Genomic DNA, 20,419 nt, shown 5'->3' on the forward strand with positions numbered 1-20,419 from the left:
CGGGGTTCTTTTTTTGCGTAATAAGCTGATATTTAATTACTTATCTCTCATAAGGCTTCCCTAAAATAGAAGATGTAAGAAAAAAGCATAAGAAACCTAGAAAATCAGCTTCTACATTAAAATGTGTCAATCAAAAGTAGGGTTGACGAAGAAGTTTTCTTTTTCAAACCCTCCTTTTTTGTGAGGAGGGATTCGAAAAAGAAAATTATTGTGTATAAATAATTAATCTTTCTCTAAGTACTTCATAAGGGGTTTTTCCATTTAATGCTGCATTAGGTCTATGACACAGGTACGCCTGCCGATTATAGAAACTCTCCCATTCTTGAAGCTTCTTTCGAATATCAATATCATCTGTATAATCAATAAGTTGGTAAAATTCCTGAGCATCAGTTTTATGAGAGCGTTCTACCTTTCCATTTAAATGCGGACTTCTGGGCTTAATATAGACATGTTGCATGCCTAAATCTTCGCAATACCACCGCGACGGCGGACCGTTGGAATTTGGCTTGAAACTCATGTCCATTGTCCGTCTGGACTGTATGTATTCTAAAAGGAAAACGCTCACGAACATAATCTATAAATTCGATCGCAGAAGCTTGATTGTGTTTTGGAAAAATCTGTAAAGCCCTGGCTCTGGTAGCATCATCAATAGCTGTGTACTGATATATTTTCTTCAATTTACCAGCAGGGTCTTTAAACGATAAAAACTTAACATCTACCTGAATACGATGCCCAGGAACCTGTTTTTCATATCTTTTAAATGGAACAATTGACCTTTTACGCTGGCTTTTAGGCAATTTATTTAACCCGTTTCTTTTAAGAACATAATAGACTGCTCCCTCTGAAACATGTATGTCATGATAACGGCTTAAATACCACATAATACGTTTTTGCCCCAAATGGTAGGTAGTTCTTAGATGTATTATTTTCTCTTCAATATGTTGAGGTGTACGAAGCTTTAAATTCACAGGACAAGGTTTATTATTAATCAAACCATTTTCTCCATGAGCTTCATAAGCACGTTTCCATTGATAGAAAGTCTCTCTGGAAACACCAAAATACCTACAAGCTTTAGTGATATTACCAATTTCTTTTGCGTAGTTCAACGGTCCGCCGCTGCGGAACTTTTAGTTTCCTACGAATATCAGAATGAGCTTTTGCTCTCATACTAAATCAAGTTTATAATTACTAATTTCTTAAGTTTTAAGTAATTAGTCAACCTTAGTCTTGATTTTCACAAATGTTCTTTATTAACTGCTTGATAGACTGGCTTTAAGTCGGAGATAAATTCTTTCTTTTCTTTTTCAGCGATATAGCGTAGAGAATTACGAATTTGATGCACTACACAGGTTTGAATTTGAGTTAAAGGGAAAACCGTAGCAATAGCTTCAGGGAAGCCTTTTAGCCCATCAATGCAGGCAATTAAAATATCTTCTACTCCTCTGGTTTTGAGGTCAGTAATAACTGATAACCAAAATTTGGAACCCTCTGTTTCAGATATATACATACCTATTAAATTCTTCTTTCCCTCTACATCTACGCCTAAAACGTTGTAAATAGCACGTGTAATTACACGCCCGCTTTCCTTGACTTTATAAGGCATACAGTCTAAATAAACAAAAGTGTAGACTGATTGTAAGGGGCGTGTACGCCATTCATTCATCGCAGGGATTACGGGGACACCTAGTCTTTGTCAATAATAGAAGATAATTGAGTAGCCGAAATCTCCATCTGGTACATCTCTTTAATGTACTCAGTAATATCTCTGGTGGATACACCACGACCGTAGAGGGCAATAACTTTATCTTCTAACTCCTCTGTAATAATAACCTGACGCTTAGGTAGAATCATAGGCTCAAACGTTCCAGCACGGTCACGTGAACCTTCTAAATCAAATTCGCCAGATAAGCTCTTTACTCGCTTGTTCGTTCTTCCATTACGTCGATTATTCTCTCCTAGTGATTTGGAATCCTTTAAATGAGCATCCATCTCACCTTGTAAGGCTGTTTCTAAAAAGTGTTTAAGTAAAGGTGCGAATATCCCTTTTTCGCCATTTAAAGCTTTACCTGCATACATGCCTTTAATAGCGTCTTTTTTGAACTCTTCAAAATTGAATTCTTCTGTAGTTTGCATAAAAAAACTGTGTTTAAAGTAAAATTAACATTTTTGTTAAATCTTTACATTGACACAGTTTAATTTACAGTCTCTATGAAAAAACTACAAAAAGTGCTGAAGCTTGGATTTTATGGGCCAACTGCCAAATAATTCTTAATCGATTGTGAAATATGACCAATATAATTTTTAAACATACTCTTAAAAGCATCTAACCATGCAAATGCTCGCTCTATAACATAACGATTCTGATAAAGTACCTCATCAAAATATTCATTTCTGGCATGAATTGAACCATTTCTTGTATTAAAAGCTATGTTAGCTTCGATTTGAGAATGTTTACAAATCTGTCTGCATTCTTGACTATCAAATCGCAGCGGCGAACCGCCCAGCATCTGCGTTAAGAAATAAACCTTCATTTCTAATATTGGCTTTCCTCAACCAACTTACTAAATGATTAAAATGCTTTCTTATATCTGCTAAATCATGATGTTCACCACTAATGGGATCTGAAATCGCTACTAAAATACCCTGATTATCAGGCAAATACAGAAAGTTTGTAGTTTCATCAGCCTTTCAAAATTGGAAACCTACTTTGCTGCCTCCTCTATTGGCTCTTGTTTGAGAACCATCCAATTGAATACTTGATAAGTCTAAATGACTTTTATGGCTTTCTAAAAGATGAACCCACATTCTTTCCCATGAACCATCCTTACACCATTTATTGAACGGGGTCGCCCGGCGATGATAGAAAACAGATTCATAACTGTAAGGCTCTTTAAAATACTTCTCTAATGGTAACTCTCGCCATTGACAGCCCGTTTTTAAACGATGAAAAATTGATAAAACTATACTTATTCGCTTTTCTTCTGTTAAGTTTTTACCTCGCTTACCAATACTCAGATAAGGCAAGATAAAGTCTTTAATCTTATCTTTGTTCAAGATGCTCATTTGATTTAGACTTTTTGTTCCGCAAAACAAAATTAGCTATTTCTTGAGCATCTATTCTTCTAAGAAAATAATATTAAACAAGTTCTACTTCCCAACTTTTAAGTTTGGTCCAAAAAATATTAAAAATTGCTTGAATCTTCGCTCATATTCAATTTTACAAAGGTTTTAACCATTTACGTTACGGATACATTTCAATGCATAGCCTTTTTTTACAATTGTATTGAACATATATTGCTGACTGATTAACTGAATTTTTGTTTCACAATATTGTGTAATATTTTTTAAGGATTGTCCTTTAAAAAAATCACATCTATTATTGCTTGCAAAGCTTTTTTGTCTTTACTTTGTTTCATCTTAAAATTAACAACACACCCTTTTAAGAAAAGCATTTATGTCTGTTACTATATTTGAAACCTGTAAATACTCTAAAGCTAATGGTTGTGACTAATACCAATCTTATCTTCAGTCATTTATTTATTGCAAAGTTTGATTTTTCTTAAATTCGACTCTTTTATTCGCTGTGATTATCGGTTGCAACTACTTGCACTTATGTTATCTCCAATAGAGTTGAAGTATGTGTTTCATGAAGAATTGTAAAATGTAATTTTTATGTAATCAAGACATTGAAAATAGCTGATAAGCTCGTCAGCGAATTGAAATGCCTGACTTTACATAAGCATTCATTTAAGTAGCTTATCTGTATCCTGAGCTGTGCGTAAGGAGTTGATGAAGCCTTGACAGGCACTGCACAAGTGACTGTGCCATATAGAAACCGATTTAAAAATGAAGTTTTAATTGATGGGAGAGCCAGCGTAAAAAGTGGCTCTTTGGGGGGAATCGGGTTTACAAACACTGCTAATAATTATGTAAATAGTATTGGCTCTATTACTGGTTCAGACAGCACTCAGGCCCATTTAGTTTTCAGAACAGGGACAGCAAACGCAAGCATGAATAGCTTGTCAGAAAGAATGAGAATAGACAAAGATGGTAATGTAGCCATCGGACTAACTACTGCGTTAGCGAAATTACATGTAGCGACCAATGCGACTTCAATAGCCGCCGTCCAGACTATTGAAACAATAGGTACCGGAGGTAGACCTTATACATTATATAGAGCTGAAAGTAGTAATTATGGTTATGTTGGCTACGGAATTAGTTCTTCGAATGTAATGTCTGTTTTTAATTATAAAAATGCAGCTTTACAATTTGGTACTAATTCAGCCCCAAGAATGAGTATAAGCGCAGACGGTAAGGTTGGCGTTGGTACGCTCGCTCCGGCTTACAAGTTAGATGTTAATGGAGATATCAGAGTAAATAAAGGTAGTGCAATAAGGTTTTTTCGTGCGGATAGTGCAACAAATGGACTTAATATATATTCAGCTAAATCAAATAATTTTATCCATTCAGTTACAGGCGGGCTAATTCATATAAGTAGCGCAGCAATAAGTCTTGATGCTACCTCTGGCCATAACTTTAGAAATTATGATGGCTCTAGCACTTTTATGACCATAAGTAATACTGGTAATGTAGGAATAGGGGTGGCGGCACCTACGAAACGTCTTGAATTAGGTGGTTCACGCTCTATTGCTTTTGATACTGGAGTTGGTACGATGAAAATAAAAGCAGATGTTGGATTTTGGGCTATGAATTATGGATTCAAAGGAAGCAGCGACACAGATTGGGGCGGGCTATGGGGGCACGGCAGTGCTGATGCGCTTAGCCATTGGAGTATTGGTAAATCCTATCTTGATAATTTTTTGGTTGTTAAAAATAATGGGCAGATTGGTATAGGAACAACTACTATACCCACCGATTATAAACTAGCCGTAGCCGGAAATATAATAGCCGAAAAAGTAAAGGTAAAAAAACAGGTAAATGGTGCTTGGCCAGACTATGTCTTTAGCCCTACGTATAAACTGCCTAGTCTTGAAGAAATAGAACAATTTACAAAGAAAAACAATCACTTACCCGAAATCCCCTCCGCCAGAGAAATTGAAAACGAAGGCCAAGATTTAGGTGAAATGAATCGACTGCTCTTAAAGAAAGTAGAGGAATTAACGCTGTATATGATAGAGCAGAATAAAGAAATAAAAGCGCTGAAATTAAAAGTAGAACAACTGGAGAAAAAATAAATTTTAGCAAAACAAGAATAAAATTGATTTGATTTTGACTACTAAAAGTATGAAAAACATTAAACCCGGACACTTATTCATTTCTCTTCTGGCTTTCTTATTTATGGCTAGTTTTACACGGCCGCTAAAAGAGCTTAAAGTTTTTGCTGAAGAAAAAATAAATTCTACTAATCAGACTTTGCAGGCCCTCAATTCTACCGGTAGTACATCTACTTCTATCGAATCTGTAACGGCATTTTCAATAGATTCAGAAAGGTTGCCATCTACAAGCAATAGTGCTATCTCAATTAGCAATATCGATTCCGTTTCAAAAAACACCGTCATTGATAATTCCAGAATCGGACAAGGCGTTGGTTCTATTAAACCATTGCCTGTAAAGTCATTACCAATTGCCGCAGATAAAAAAATCCCTCTTAACGAGCTATTAGGGTTAGATGAAAAAGAATATTATAAATATGATTCTGTAGCGCATACTTTCAGGAAAATTGAGAGTAATGAAAAAAACATGGTTTTTGACCCTGTTCGGTTCAGACTAAGTGCTAGCAAGGATTCTATAGCTATTGGTGAAGAATTTGAAATTAAAATAACGGCAGAATTTGTAGACGTGAACCATGCACTAATGTTTCAGTTTGAAGGCTCTAATGAGTTTACCTTAAAAATGCTTTTGCCTGATGGTTTTATACAGACCGGAGGAACCTATTATGATTTTGTACAAGGCAAAGTAACAAAAGAAAACCCAAGACAGGAGTTTGCAATTAGAGGATTCTTCGAAAAAGCTAATGAATTAAATGAGTTTAAGCTTTTAAGAGGTGCAAAAGGTGCAGGCATTAATGCATCATACTATGTAGCATCTAAAATTATTCAAAATGTGAAAACTCCCTCAGGGGTAAATACACTTACGGATAGCACTGTTAATTCTTCTATTGCTGCTACAGATTGTGATGTTTTGACTTTAGATGTATGGCAGCCTTACAGTATTACAGGTTATGAAACCAACAATATCTCTTTAGGATTTGAGGCATTGCAACATAATTCTAATTGTGCGTGGCGCTCTGAAATACGTTATATTTCCTTTGATTTGTATAAAAGAAGAAGCAATAACTCAGAATTGTTTTTGAAAAATGTAGAATATAGTATACCTACTTCGATAGGTACAATGATAGTTCCTGTAATTTTTAATGATAAGGAGTCCCTAAAAGATGGAGAAATAATAGTAGTTAAAAATATTTCCGTTGACAGTAAATATCGTTCAAAAATTTTTTGTAATACTGTAATTGACTCTTGGTGGCATCAATGTGATAACCGAAGTGCAGAAATGAGGTTTTGCCCAATTGTTCCCCAATTTAACTTGGAGGCTACTAAAGCCAGTATATGCAGTGGAGAGTCAACTATTATTACAGTTAAAGAATGTTTAAGTGGAACAATTACATGGAATACTGGACCTTTTGCACCAAATCAAAGAACTATTACTACCTTTAATCCAGGCACATATACAGCCACATGTAATAGAATTTGTACCACCCCCCCGAATGGTACACACGCAACAAGCTCCATTACAATTACCAGTAAAACAACTGCACCTACTCCAACACTATCGGCTACAGGCGTAGGCGCACCATATGCTTGTAATTCTTGGATTCTTTCAGTAAATGGATGTGATTCCTATAATTATGATATCAAATGGGAAAAAAAAGCTACGGATGGTTCTTGGAGTGAAATTATTGGGAAGACTGATTATCAAATGATCTTTAATGGAATAGAGGATCCAAATCCGTCAAGTAAGGCAGGATTCTACAGAGTGTCATGCTATAACGGTAGCAGTTGTAGTGGTAATGCGTCGACAGAATTCGAGGTGAAAACTTTATCTACTCCTGCAGCTCCAACAATTGTAGCTGATAAAACACTTATTTGTAATACTGATATTGCTAACTTAAGAGCAAGTGGATGTACAGGATTAGTCACTTGGAATACGGGAGCGACAGGCAATTTACTTCAAGTTGATAAAATAGGAAATTATACTGCTACTTGTTCTATTTCTTGCGCACCGACGAGTACTTCATCAAATTTAGTAATTATTACCTCTTGTAGGCCCACTATTAAAGCAGGAGAAAACCTACTTTGTTCGACAACATCTACGACGAATCTGACCTCCAAAGGTTGTTCTGGTGTACCGATTTTTGAAAAGTACAATGGTTCAACTTGGGATATGATAACTAATTCAATGAGTGTAGGAGTTGGAATTTATCGGGCAAAATGTAGTGTAAATGCTTCTAATAATGAGATTTCTGAGACAACTACTATAAAAACAGGTTCTTTGCCAGATGCACCTACATTATCTACCACCCAAACAAGTATTTGTGGTACAGGTGGTTCAGCAACTACAATGATTACAGCCCAAGGATGTTCTGAAACCACTAAGTGGTCTACTAAAGAGATTGGACCATTTATTAATATTACTGGCAATTCGGGAACTTATACAGCTCAATGCATACAGACATGTCCTGACGTACCTTTACCTAAAGAAAGTGTTAATTCAAATAGCATAAGTATTACCTATAGCCAGATTTGTGATTGTAATTCTATTGTCATTAAATCAAATGTGCCTGATAATACAATCTTTCGTTTTCAGAACCTTGTTTTAGAGGTACCATATATGACTGGAGTAAATTACTTATGGAATGGGCCGAATATCCCGTCTGGGACAGTACTTAATACTAATAAATTGACCATCCCGGGTATTCAGATAAATCAGGCAGGTGGCTATTCAGTTACAATGACCACTACTATAGCACCGATAACTACTTGTCAGAAAAGTATTTCAATACAGGTTTTAGATATAAATCCTTGCGGTACTACCTTTGAAACGTTTGCTTATGGTAACAGCCCGAGCGGGCAAGTAGGAGTAGGCGAAGAATTGAGATTAACATCAGGAGGTGGAGATAAATACGAATGGTCAGGCCCGAATGGTTTTTATAGTCAGGATCAATTTCCAAAAATACCTTTGGCTACATTGGCTAATAGCGGTCGTTATAACGTAAAAATAAGTAAGTGGATGACGGACCGATATTGTGATGATTTTAAGAATTTTGAAGTAGTAATTGGCGAGTGTAACTTCGCTGTTGGCGCTTCTTTTTCACAAACTACAGATAAATTTAATCTAAGTTTATGGTCAAATAAGTCTCTAAATGGAGCGGAGATTATCTGGAAAAATCAAGCAGGAATAGTCATTAATAATTATCCTGGCTGTACTGGTTGTGGTAATCCAACTATTGATAAAAATAATGATACCAGAGGCACTTACTACCTAACAGTTAAATTGCGTGGATGTGAAATAAATGACCAGATTAATGTACAATTTGTTGCTCCTGCTTCCTATAGCGGTCATCTGGATATTGCTACATGTTCTGAGATAAGAGGCTGGATTATGGATTCTAATAACCAAGGTTTATCACTTGATTACAAATTAACTATAAGAATAGCTGAAGCTAATGGAACAAATTCTACCGATTATTCACTTACAGTAAACGAAAATGGCAGTGGTTCTTATGTCTATTTCAATTATAAACCACTTGAAAAATATAGAAATGGAAAAAAATATATTGTTACTGTACTTGACCCTAACAATAATCCCATCCAGAATACAAGTAGCAGAAGTTTCCGTTGCTGTGCGATTGAGTTTAAAGGTGATTTCATAAACCCTGCTATTGAATGTATAGACGGAAAAAGAAATGTTACTGTTAACATCAAAGACGCGAAAGAGGATGCTTCCTATACCTCTGAATATAGTTTGGAAAAAGTTGTAAGAGACGAAGATGGAAATAGTAGCTATATTTCCTTAATCAATAATCAGGCATCAAATGTATTCAATGCGTTAGAATCCGGAAACTATAGAATCACTTACCGGCAGAGACCTCCTGATGATGCTGAAGGGTGTAAGATTACAACCGGAGTATCAGTAGTTTGTGAAGACCCTACTGTTGAATGCGAACCCCCGGTTATCACTGTTTTTCCGGGAGAAACCATACGGGAAGGAATGGGAATTCAACCTAAATTTTATGCGAGTGTATCAGGCCTACCAGCTACTACACCTGCAACTGCTGCAAAAGTATTACGTTTAGATGGTAGCGGAGCTGTGACAATCCCAGATTTAAGTAATCAGGTAACCAATATAACTGCTGAGATTTTAGTAAAACCAGACCTGGAAGTAGGTATTTCTGTAGGCGATGCCTCTGATGCCTCACGCCAACGGTATCTCTATATGGGCTATAATGCTTCTACAACAGATGCCATATTTCTCCTCTCTGTGGGTTCTAACGGGGTAAACGTAATAGAATTTGCCAATAATTTCCGGCGTGTAGCATGTTCTTACGAAGGAAGAATCACCGACTGGACACATATTGCAGTAGTTTATACTAATAATATTGCCTCTTTATACATCAATGGTGTATTAGTGAAAACCGCTCCTTCTGCTCCAGTCGGTGTACAAGGACCACTCAGGATATTAGGGCCAAATCATATTGGCACAGATAACGACAGAGGTTTTAAAGGATACGTAAAATATGCACGCTTTTGGTTTACATCCCGCACGGCACAGCAAATAAGTAATAATGCAACAAATACTGATTTACCTGGTAATACCACAGGCTTAAAGGGAACTTGGGTTTATGATGCATTTCCTGTGAATGGTGTAATTGCTAAACCAGACTATAACATAAAGCTTGAAGGGGAGGCGGCTATCGTAACCCTTAATGAGGCAGCCTCACCACCTGTTATGCCACAACTTACCTGGTGGCTTGATGGAGAACAGGTTGGCTCAGGCGACACATATACCATGCCTCAATCTTTAGTAAAAGAAGGTAGCTATACCTATACAGTAAAATATACAAAGCCGGATAATATAGTATGCGAAGCCACTAAAGTAATAACCGTAAACAATGCCGAACAATCAGATTTATCAGGATGCTACGTAATTAAAACCACGGCCACCTTTGGTGATTTTGAAAGTGGCCCGGGCTCAGTTTATGCGGCTTATCAACAAGGAGCGAACAACACAGTGAGAATACATGCCAAAGGTGATTTTGATGAGGATATCTGGAAACTGGAACATCAGGGCAGTGGGTATTATAAAATCATTAATAACTATGCCATTGATAAGATACTGGCACATGACAACAATTCTATAGCTCTGCTTAAAGACCGCCGGGTAGTTGATGATACCCAGATATGGAAAATTGTTGAAGAAGGTACCAATACAGGCAAGTTTAAAATTATACCTAAACTAAATGCAGACTACGCACTTGGCTATGCCGTAAACGGAGATTATATCAATGCAGACATGGCAGCTGGTACATATGTAACTAATAGTGCTAGCCAGTTATACAACCTGGAACGTACCGCCTGCCCCACACCGCCTAAACCTTGCGAGGTTGATAATAACATTGCCTACGAACGCTGGCTTAATGTAGGATTGAATAGCCATACCGAAACTACATGGAATGCCCTTGATGTAGCAGCCTATATTAAAACCAATCCGGTGGCAACCTATGCTACCCGGATAGCTCCCTCTTCGGTACAGGTGAGCAATGGTACAACACCTCTGTTTACTTCACCTGCAATACCTACAACTGATTGGCGTGAGTACAAGATCATTGGTAGGATAAGTGGCTATATATGCCCTCCAATAAGCGGACTTTATAGTTTCTACTTAAAAACCAACGAATGGGCCGCTTTATATATGAGTCCAGAAGAAAACCAGAATGCTAAAAAACTTATTAGTACACAAGTTGGCTATACCGAAGACTGGAATTTTGCCACTGCTGTTAAGCTGACACAAGGCAGGATGTATTATTTTGAGATTATTACGAAAGATATAGGCCCGCAGGAGGCAATTAACCATGATGCTTCGCTGGGATGGAGAACGCCGGGTTCAAATACTACAGTAGAAATGCCGCTTACCAATGTATCGTCTATTCCGCGAGATATGAAACCCTTGAAGAAACGAAGCATAGGGGAGTGTGTACCTCCACCACCGGAATTTACGGGTACTGAAAACCTGACGAATCTTTTCCCGAAAGACAAGATTTATGCCAATAACTGGGAGATAACCATCGAAAAAGTGAGCGGCGATAACGGCCTCTTCACAGGTCTTGGTACAACCTATGTAAAAAACAAATACCTGCAGGATACCAAAATAGTAGTGGAGTTCAGCGGCATCACCGTAAACGACGAATACGAATTGGTAAATGGCGTAGTAAAAGCCATCTACGACGAAACCAAAAGCAATATAGTAGACGTAACCGATGAGTTGAAGAAGGTAAAAAGCATGATAGAAGCCCTTGACGAGCTGGCTAAAATCACGTATGACAAAATTGGCGATGCTAAAAAACTGAAGCACTTCTTAGCTGAATTCAGAGAGCAAGCTGAAAAAGAGTTACCTGAAGCCCTACAGATTCAGGCTAATGCCGCTGCACAGGCAGTAGAAGATGCCGCTACTGCAAATCCTTTTAATCCAGCAACCTACACTGCTAAAATGGGTCTATTGCAAGAATTCAGAGACAAAAAGGATAAGTTTTTGAATAGTTATGTGTGTATTATTAAAAAGGCTGTTACACAATTGACCCAATCAGGTACCGATTACAATGAGACTGAAAAATACAACGCGTTTAAAGCTGCAGCTAACGCGCTGCAAATTGACCTTGATGAAATGGAACCAGCCGTTGATGAAACTTATGGGACATCTATTACAAAAATTGAAGGTAGTAATTCTACAACTATAGACGATCCAAGAATCCCAGCTCTTTTTGCAGCGGAAAGGAAATACAATGCATCTTTAATAGCTAAAGCATTCAAAGACGGTATAAATGATAATCCTAGTGAATTTGCTAAGAAAATAATTGCAAATTCTAAGAATCTGACCGAACATGTTTATTCAATCTTACCTGGCAATTGTTACGTAACCAACACGAGTTCTTGTACTTTTTCTACAAACGGTTGTGAAACTGATACAGTAAATTCTGTAAAAGGCGTATTTATAGATGCCATTACCAAAATATTAGACCAACAAATTTATAAACAATAAAGAGCAAAGATTCATGAAAAAAATAGTAAGCCTTATACCTCTATTGTTTTTGATAAACTTTTTATCGTTGGCAAGACCTATCGCCGATAGCCTTGATAATGATATTATTAAAAAGTATGTCGAATATGGTTCAAGTCAATTAAAACAAATGATTCTTCAAAATCATGAGAATGATTTAAGAGGAGAGTCATCTAAAAACAAATATATTATAAGATTTGATGATTTCTGGAAGATAACCTCTGGTGAAGGTTATTTTAAAGCAATTCATCCTATAAGCGGATTTAGAGATATTGAACTTAACATTTCACTGATTCAAAAAAATATAGTATTAAACAGTTTAAGTAAGCCACAAATTTATATTGGCCTTGACGGTTTTTTAGGGAATTTTTATTGGGGGAATGGCATAGTTCCAGGCAAGTATTCTTTTAAGGACTTAGAAAAGTTTGCAAGTGAAAAAAGCAAGCTCAATGTATCTCTTATAAAAGAAAACTATGAAAAAATTTATGAAGATATTTTTCGTCTTGTGGGTGTTACACCCGCCTCAAATAAAGGGATGATTGTAATATACAGCGGACTTGCTGTTGGATACGAATACGATGGAAGTATTACTACTCAGACACAAAGTTGGTTTTGTAACGCTACTCCTCAAAAAACGGTAACTGGTGCCGTAACAGAGTGGAACAAGATAATAAATGGAGTTTTTGATGGAACATTTTCCAGACAAATTAATAAAACAGATGCTATAACAATCTATAATAAACTTGATGAATTTTCAACTAGAATATTTAATGCACTAAATGGTAGTCTGGTAACGCTTGATTGTGAGAATATTAATGACGCGCAACAAAAAATACTTGAATTGCCTATTACCGAACCAGACAAAATGTTAAGTTTACTAAAGAGCATTAAGAGTAAATCTTGCTTTGCAGCATTTAACATTGAAACGAGAAAACATATTCTTAATACATTTAAAAATTCAAAAACACTTACTGACGGAAATACTTTTTATAATATTTTATTTGATGCAGGAGGAGAGGAAAATGTTGTAGTTGCAACACTTCGAACAGCAAAAGTTGATGACTATCAATCGTTAATTGATTACTTTAAAAGTAATAATTATGAAAACTTAAAATATTATTTATCTGAATTAAATAGTGACCATTTCTTTATTGGTGATAATAACTATTTTGAATTTGTAAAATTGCTTAGTGTGATGGTTGCTCAGCGAGCAAGTCTTGAAGATATTCAGGCAATTCCTTATGAAAGGACCTTTTTTTACACAGATGAAGAATTAAAGAGTGCAGGGTTTAATCCTTTTATTTCTACAACAACTACGGAATCAAGTTGTATAACGACTTTAAATAGAAGTTATTCTGAATTTAATGTATCACTTGATTTATTTCGAGATGCAAACGAAATTCCAAATGCACGAGTTATTACAAAAATATATAATGTTACTGAAACAACTTCAACAAACTCTTGCAATTCATCTATTGGTGATGATTCAAATACATCCAGAACTCTATTATCAGAAAGTTCTCCAGATTTTATAGCACCTTTTGATTTGGTATTTTTAACTCCTACTGATGGAACTGTACTGGGCGAGACGTTAAGTGGTGCAGATGAGCAAATATTAATGACAGGTATAATGCTTGCATGCATTAAAGATGGTCAGGATGCTCGATTTTTAAAAAATTACATAGTGAATGTTGCCTCATTTTTTGGAATCAAATCTAACATCAACACTATTACCTCACCTGCAAAATCATTATTTAGAAAATCAATAGCAGCCTTAGAAGCGGCTTGGACTACCTCCCAAACATTTGGGGTTAATTTCCCTTCATACAATACTTTTCTCAAAGATAATTTAGGGAATACGGGCTATAGCTTATATAATGAATTAGGATATATCTTCTTAGGGTATCATGTAGGCAGTTTTGGTGTCTCTAAAATTAGCCAAGCTTTGCCTGCCCAATGGCAAACTAAAGCACAGCAACTAAAGGATATTGCCCGAACGAAATTTAACGGAATGCGAACGGCATCAAAAGGGACACCTTATGAAGTTGCTGTAATGAACTTTTTTAAATTTGTTGAAAAACTCACTGATTATAACTTTAACCTGGGCGCAAACCCAACATTTAGCGTCCGCACAACGATAAACGCGCTTGATGATTTCAAAGCCAATGGCGGTTTTTTTCAGAAAATACCCGATGAAGCACTAAATAATAGTTTTGAGGCTTATTTAAATAAAATTGGTAGAACACTTGATGACGTACTCATAGATCCTAATAAAAAGAGCATTTATAATGCTTTTGCCAATGAAATTGCTATTGATGAATATACTATAAAAGCAATGGTTGGGTATCTTAAAAACCCAGCCACCTACGAAATTCAAATTATTGATAGCTACTTTAAGGCAAGCAAAGAAGCGCAAAGGGCCTACCAACTGAATCGTTGGTTTGCAAAAGGTTGGGAGCACTTAGCAACGAATGGCATGGGGGCGCATAATGCTGAAATTTTGAAAATTGAGTTTACAAGCTTACTCATTGATCATCACAAAATATTAAGTCCGGATCCTGTTAAACTTGAATTGATTTTTGGATCAATTAGTAAAGATTTAACTGGTAGTGGAGATGATTTTTTTAAGTCTTTGGCAAAAAGTGAAAACCGCTTTTTATCTAAAGCAATTTATAATACAGATGATTTAGTTTTACATTTAACCACTTTAAACCGATTCTCAAAGTATCAGGAAATATTTAATGAATTCAGGGTTGCTCTTAATGAATCAGAATTGAATGAATTCATTGCTAATTGTAAAAATATGACAGAATCTGAGCTGAGTATAACAAATTTAGTAAATGATATTCGTAATCAGCCAGTTTCGATTATTAAAACATGGAAAACGGAAAAATTTTTATTCAAAAAGAGTTATGTTGAAAAACCCGCCGAACCTATCAGTAATGTTAGTATAAATGCCCCATATCTTTCCCAGAAAAATGCAATTTTAGCAAAAATGAATGTTTTAACAACTCCTAATACAGCCAATTTACCAGCAGGTTCTGGCACAGCAGTGGCAGTTGGTGCGTATACCGATGACGCTGCGATTACATTAAGAGTAGAGACAAATGGAGCAGGATTTGGTGATAAAATAAACCATCCTGACTATCAAAGTTTAATAAATTCTATAGAATTTAAACCGATTAGAGCTAAAATCAACTTTCTCAATTGGATTAGAGAAGATCATGTGAAAGGCAGTGGAATGATGTTTAAAGATTTCCTAGGAAGTGGTATTACTGAAGGAAAGCTAACAGCAACTGGCTTATCCGGATGGCATGCTGAGGTTAAAACAATGGCAGGTCTTGCTCATGACCATATCATCCCTCAATCACAGTATCAAAAAATTGTAGTTATGGTAGGAAATATTAATAAAAATAATGGCCTCCCTTTTGTTAAATCAACTTTTTGTAGATGCCCGATGTGTTTTTATTTAACTGATGGTATAACCTTAATATGGGAATAATAGTATGAAAATATTCAAACAAGAAGATTTATTTTACGATAAAACAACTTATCAAACTTTATTAGGCGATGAGCCCTTTCATGGTATTAGCTATTACGATTCAAATTTAGACTATTATGAAAACGGGTTTTTAATTTTTTCTAGAAATTACTTTAATAAAAAGCCTATTGAAATGAGCTTTTGGTACGAGGGGAGTTCACAAGTTGGTTATCAGTTCTATTTTTCTCAGGATAAATCAAATGACTTGTACTTATCGAAATTCTTATTTTGGGATTTTAGTGTAGTCATAGAACGATTTACTATTGATTCTAAAGGACAGATAAAGAGTTATGGACATATTGATGATGAAGAAAATAAAATAAGTAAAGGGGAATGGTTGAATTATAGAGAAGATTTTAGTGATCCAAAGATGTTTGATTTTTTACCTTTCTATAATCAGCAAAACAAATTAAGGGAAAGGGTATTAGTTGAGGATGAGCTACCTGATGAAATAAGGCATATAGCTGGTGTAGATGTAGCTTATAATGAGTTTGAAGAAAAATTAGTGATAAGTATTGTAATTTTAAATGCGCAGACATTTCAGGTATTAGAAGAAGTTATTTACGAAGAGAATGTAAACTATCCTTATGTGCCAGGTTTACTCCCTTTTAGAGAGACCCCACCTGTAATAGCTGCATTTAAAAAGCTAACAATTAATCCTGATTTAATTATTTGTGATGGCTATGGTATTGCACATCCCAAAGGTGTTGGCATGGCCACTCAATTGGGTATTGAGTTAAATATCCCCACGATAGCCTGCGCACGAAAACGATTGATAGGCTATCATGATGAACCCGAACGTACAAGATCAAGCAATTCACCTCTGCAATTTGATAATAAGGAAGTTGGTAAAGTTCTGCGGACACAAGATGATAAGGAGCCGCTTTTTGTTTCAATAGGGCATAAAATAAGTATCGAAACAGCTTGCGAATGGATTTTACGTCTTACACCAACTGACCGACTGCCAGAAACAACAAAGGCTGCTTATGCCATGACTAGCAAAATCATGAAAGAGCGTACAGATTGGGATACGCCATTAGAATTTTATTTAGCGAAAATGAAAGAGCAGGAAAATGGAGTTTAGGCGATTAATAATAAAAATAAGCTAAACACTAATACAAAATAATAAGAAACTCGACCATGAGTAAACAATTAAATATATATCATAGCATTAGGCAAAGTATCCTTTGGATAGGGCTTGTTGTAGCATTCTTCAGTAATTCTTATGCAGGGAACAACGATGATTCTAAACCCAAAGACAATCAACCTAATGAAGCTAAAAACGTAAGTTCAGCCTCCCAGGCCGAAGCACTGCGTATGCAAAAAGCCATGAATAAAGCCTTATCCGGCCTTAATCTTGACTTTGCTTACGTAAAACCCGAGGTAATCATGCAGCCGCTTGTGGCTGATGAAACCAACGAAGCCAGAGAGCGGGCCATGACTACCTTTGAGAAGGTAAAATACATGAGTGAGCTAAGTGTGCTCAATACGGTATTGCCTATAGGTATTAAAGAAACCATTGGTAACACATCAGTAGAAGTAGCCATAGCCTCGCTTAATATATACCCTAACTACGCCGAGGTTACCATTTACTGTCGGATGCACTTCAAAGATAAAAATGCGCCTAATGGCGAACGGGATATTTTCTTTGGTGCACAGAATGTTAAAATCGGTAGTGGTGGTCTGATAGACGGTGCAGAGTTGGCATTATTGGGCGATGTAACGCTTCCATTCGGCGATCATTCATTTACATTCAAAGGCGGTTATGATGAAAAAACGGGCGCCTCTAAAAGTCTGACTTACATAAAAGTAGGCTGTAAGGGCTTCGAGTATGTGTCTATCAACGGGGTCATGAAATTCTCTCGTAATCAGGTGTTACCTTATGATGCCGCTAATCGGGTAGCTAAATCAACAGGTAACGTAGAAGTTGCGATACAAACCATAGCCAGCAGTCTGGATGATATTTTTGTAACAGTAAACGTACCAACCTTCTGTTTAAAAGGCAATGAAAAATGGGGCTATGCGGTTAGCCAGGCAACTTTTGATTTCAGCGATATAAGAGCAGTAAGCGGAGGCGTATATCCTAAAGTAGGTGGACAAGACTATTGGCAAGCTGTCGGTGAAGAAAAAATAGAAACATGGAAAGGAATCCATGTCAGAAAATTCGAAGTATTGTTCCCCAAAGAATTTGTCAAGAAAGGTAGCAAACAGATTTCAGCTGCTGCCAACAACCTGATTTTAGATAAAAATGGTATCAGTGCTCTGGCCGAAGTAAAAATAGAGGATGCCACAAAACCCTCTACTCTGGATGATGGACGTGCGGGTAAATGGAAGATGTCTATCAACACTTTCTATCTTGATGTAGTACTGAACAGATTCAACGGTGGCGGCTTAGGCGGAGACATCGTATTACCGGTACAGAATGCAAAGGTTAATCCATCGGGTGATTTAAACACCAATGGCCCCACTGAAGCGCCTGCACCAGATAAATTTCAGTATGCTGCAATTATTTATAAAGGAGGAGACATTGAGTTTTCTTTGAGTACTGCCTCAACTATAGACTTTAAACTGTTTGGGTTTGCGAAGGCCAAAATTGCTCCGGGCTCTGTGGTAAGAATGTCTGTAGAAGGAGGTAAAATTGTACCCTATGCCAAGCTGACAGGTAGCCTTAGTATAAGTACCAAAATAAGCAACGCCAGCGATAATACAGCTGCAGCGGATAATAAATTAGACGGTATTGTATTCAGGGACTTGGTATTACAGGATAAAGTGCCAAAGGTTTCGGTAGCTTATTTCGGATATGAAAAGACCTCCAGTTCTGCTAATTTCCCTATTTCAATAGACCAAATATCTGTTGCGCTTTATCCTCAGAATACAATTCCCACGGGGCAGGTCGTTTGTGGAAATCTGACAGCAACACCTAACAGGAGCTATGCGGTTATTTCTATCGGCAGTAGTGTGAGTCTGGATACGACTTTTGGCGGAAGCGCCTCATTTAATATCGTAGGGCACTTTGACGAAGATGAAGGCGAAGAGGAATCATACGTACAGTTTGATTGTATGAAACTGACGGATATGTGTATAAAGACCAATTTTAGTGTATTTACGCTGCAGGCTGGCTTTAAAATGTATAATGATGGGCCAAATGGTCCGAAAGGTTTTGAAGGGCAGATGGTTTTAGGCATTAAGAAGCCGGAAATGACGATTTGTGCTGCAGGGAGATTTACGAAAGACGCAAGCGGAAAAAGTTATTGGTATATTGATGGTGGTGTAGATGGCCTTAACATTAACATGGGTGCTGCAAAACTGACCAGTATTCAAGGGGGAGTATTTCGTAGAATGATTCAGAAACAGGATGGAACAACAAAGAATAGTGGAGGCTTTGTCTGTGCCGCCTGTAGTATTCCGAACGGAACTGGAAGTAACGGTGCAATCGGAATTCATTATGAGCCCGAGGATAGGATTTCTTTAGGCTTTAGAGCTGCAGTGGGTATTGCTGACGCAACAGGTAAGACATTTAATGGTGTAGCAGGTATTGAGATAATTTTGAACGAGCATTGGGGGTTAAGGAGTGTAGGCATCTATGGAAATGGAGAGTTTGCTCCTGCTAATCCTAAGAATTTACCAAAAGTTGGAGGAGGACTAGCAGATGCTTTAAACAAGGTTGTCAAAGAAGCTGATCTAATAGTCACAAATAGTGACATAGGTAAAAAGATAACAGATAGTGATCTGATAGCTAAAGCCACGAAAACTTTTAGTGACAATAAGCCTAAAGCAAAACCTAACAGAATAAGTTTTGACTTCGGATTTAAATTAGATTTAGATAAAGATAACGGAAGCACCATATTCCATGGTACGGCCAACGTATATGCTGATATAGCGAATGGTACATTAAGAGGTATCGGGCCAAATGGCAAAGCTGGCTGGATGGTGATGCACTTCGAGAAAGACAATTGGTATATTCATATTGGTAGTCCGACCGATAAAATTGGTCTGGCACTCAAGGCGGGGCCAATAGTTGCGAAGGTTGGAGCTTATTTCATGGTAGGGCATCAGATTCCGGCTCTTCCTCCATTACCACCACAATTGGTATCAATGTTATCAGGAGAACAGAAGGGCCAATTAAACAATGGACCAAATAGAGTGAATCCATCAGATCCGGCTTTAACTAGCGGAGAAGGAATAGCATTTGGCGCAGACTTAAGTATATCAACCGGAGATATTCAGGCATTGATTTTCTATGCAAGTTTCGATGCTGGAGTAGGCTTTGACCTGATGATGAAAAAACAAGGTATTTGTAATGTAGCTAACGGCGGAAACGGTTGGTATGCTTATGGCAGAATGTATGCATATATGCAGGGAGAGCTGGGCATAATTGTAAAAGTATTTGGCATAAAGAAAAAGTTTCATCTTATAAAAGGTGGTGCCGGGGTCATTCTTGAAGGTGGATTCCCTAATCCTGCCTGGTTTCAGGGAAGTGTTGCCGGTAGATATTCGGTGTTAGGGGGAGCAGTGAGAGGTAATTTTAATATGGATGTGAAAATAGGCAACAATCAATGCAGACTTTGATTTTAAAAATACAATCAG

The 20,419-nt window shown here is 36.9% G+C and carries 7 protein-coding genes and 2 pseudogenes; 5 read left to right on the forward strand and 4 right to left on the reverse strand.

Features of this window, described 5'->3' with window-relative positions; translation table 11 throughout:
- Positions 1–205: 205 nt before the first annotated feature.
- From WAA15_RS19055 to WAA15_RS19075, 4 genes and pseudogenes are all read right to left on the reverse strand, one after another.
- Positions 206–1,106 (reverse strand): annotated as a pseudogene (locus WAA15_RS19055) (IS481 family transposase).
- A 137-nt stretch (positions 1,107–1,243) separates the two neighbouring features.
- Positions 1,244–2,133 (reverse strand): annotated as a pseudogene (locus WAA15_RS24590) (IS256 family transposase); the annotation flags it as partial.
- 110 nt (positions 2,134–2,243) lie between these two features.
- A complete protein-coding gene (locus WAA15_RS19070) occupies positions 2,244–2,531 on the reverse strand; it encodes a hypothetical protein (protein WP_337044424.1) in 288 nt (95 codons plus the stop codon).
- 157 nt (positions 2,532–2,688) lie between these two features.
- Positions 2,689–3,063 carry a hypothetical protein gene (locus tag WAA15_RS19075; protein ID WP_337044425.1) on the reverse strand — a complete coding sequence of 125 codons (375 nt, stop codon included), beginning with the start codon at positions 3,061–3,063 and terminating at the stop codon, positions 2,689–2,691.
- Between the two features lie 734 nt (positions 3,064–3,797).
- Here WAA15_RS19075 and WAA15_RS19080 point away from each other — a divergent pair.
- The 5 genes from WAA15_RS19080 to WAA15_RS19100 are packed head-to-tail and all read left to right on the forward strand — an operon-like array spanning position 3,798 to position 20,401.
- Positions 3,798–5,195 (forward strand): hypothetical protein, encoded by a 1,398-nt coding sequence (locus WAA15_RS19080; protein ID WP_337044426.1) that lies wholly within the window; start codon positions 3,798–3,800, stop codon positions 5,193–5,195.
- A 49-nt stretch (positions 5,196–5,244) separates the two neighbouring features.
- Complete coding sequence (locus WAA15_RS19085) at positions 5,245–12,273, forward strand: LamG-like jellyroll fold domain-containing protein (protein ID WP_337044427.1); 7,029 nt, start codon at positions 5,245–5,247, stop codon at positions 12,271–12,273.
- A 13-nt stretch (positions 12,274–12,286) separates the two neighbouring features.
- A complete protein-coding gene (locus tag WAA15_RS19090) occupies positions 12,287–15,793 on the forward strand; it encodes a hypothetical protein (RefSeq protein ID WP_337044428.1) in 3,507 nt (1,168 codons plus the stop codon).
- Between the two features lie 4 nt (positions 15,794–15,797).
- Entirely contained in the window at positions 15,798–16,916 is a 1,119-nt protein-coding gene (locus tag WAA15_RS19095) for an endonuclease V (RefSeq protein ID WP_337044429.1), read from the forward strand.
- A 56-nt stretch (positions 16,917–16,972) separates the two neighbouring features.
- A complete protein-coding gene (locus tag WAA15_RS19100; protein WP_337044430.1) occupies positions 16,973–20,401 on the forward strand; it encodes a hypothetical protein in 3,429 nt (1,142 codons plus the stop codon).
- The last annotated feature ends 18 nt before the right edge of the window (positions 20,402–20,419 follow it).

This window comes from Emticicia sp. 17c (genome assembly GCF_037153985.1).
GTDB lineage: Bacteria > Bacteroidota > Bacteroidia > Cytophagales > Spirosomataceae > Emticicia.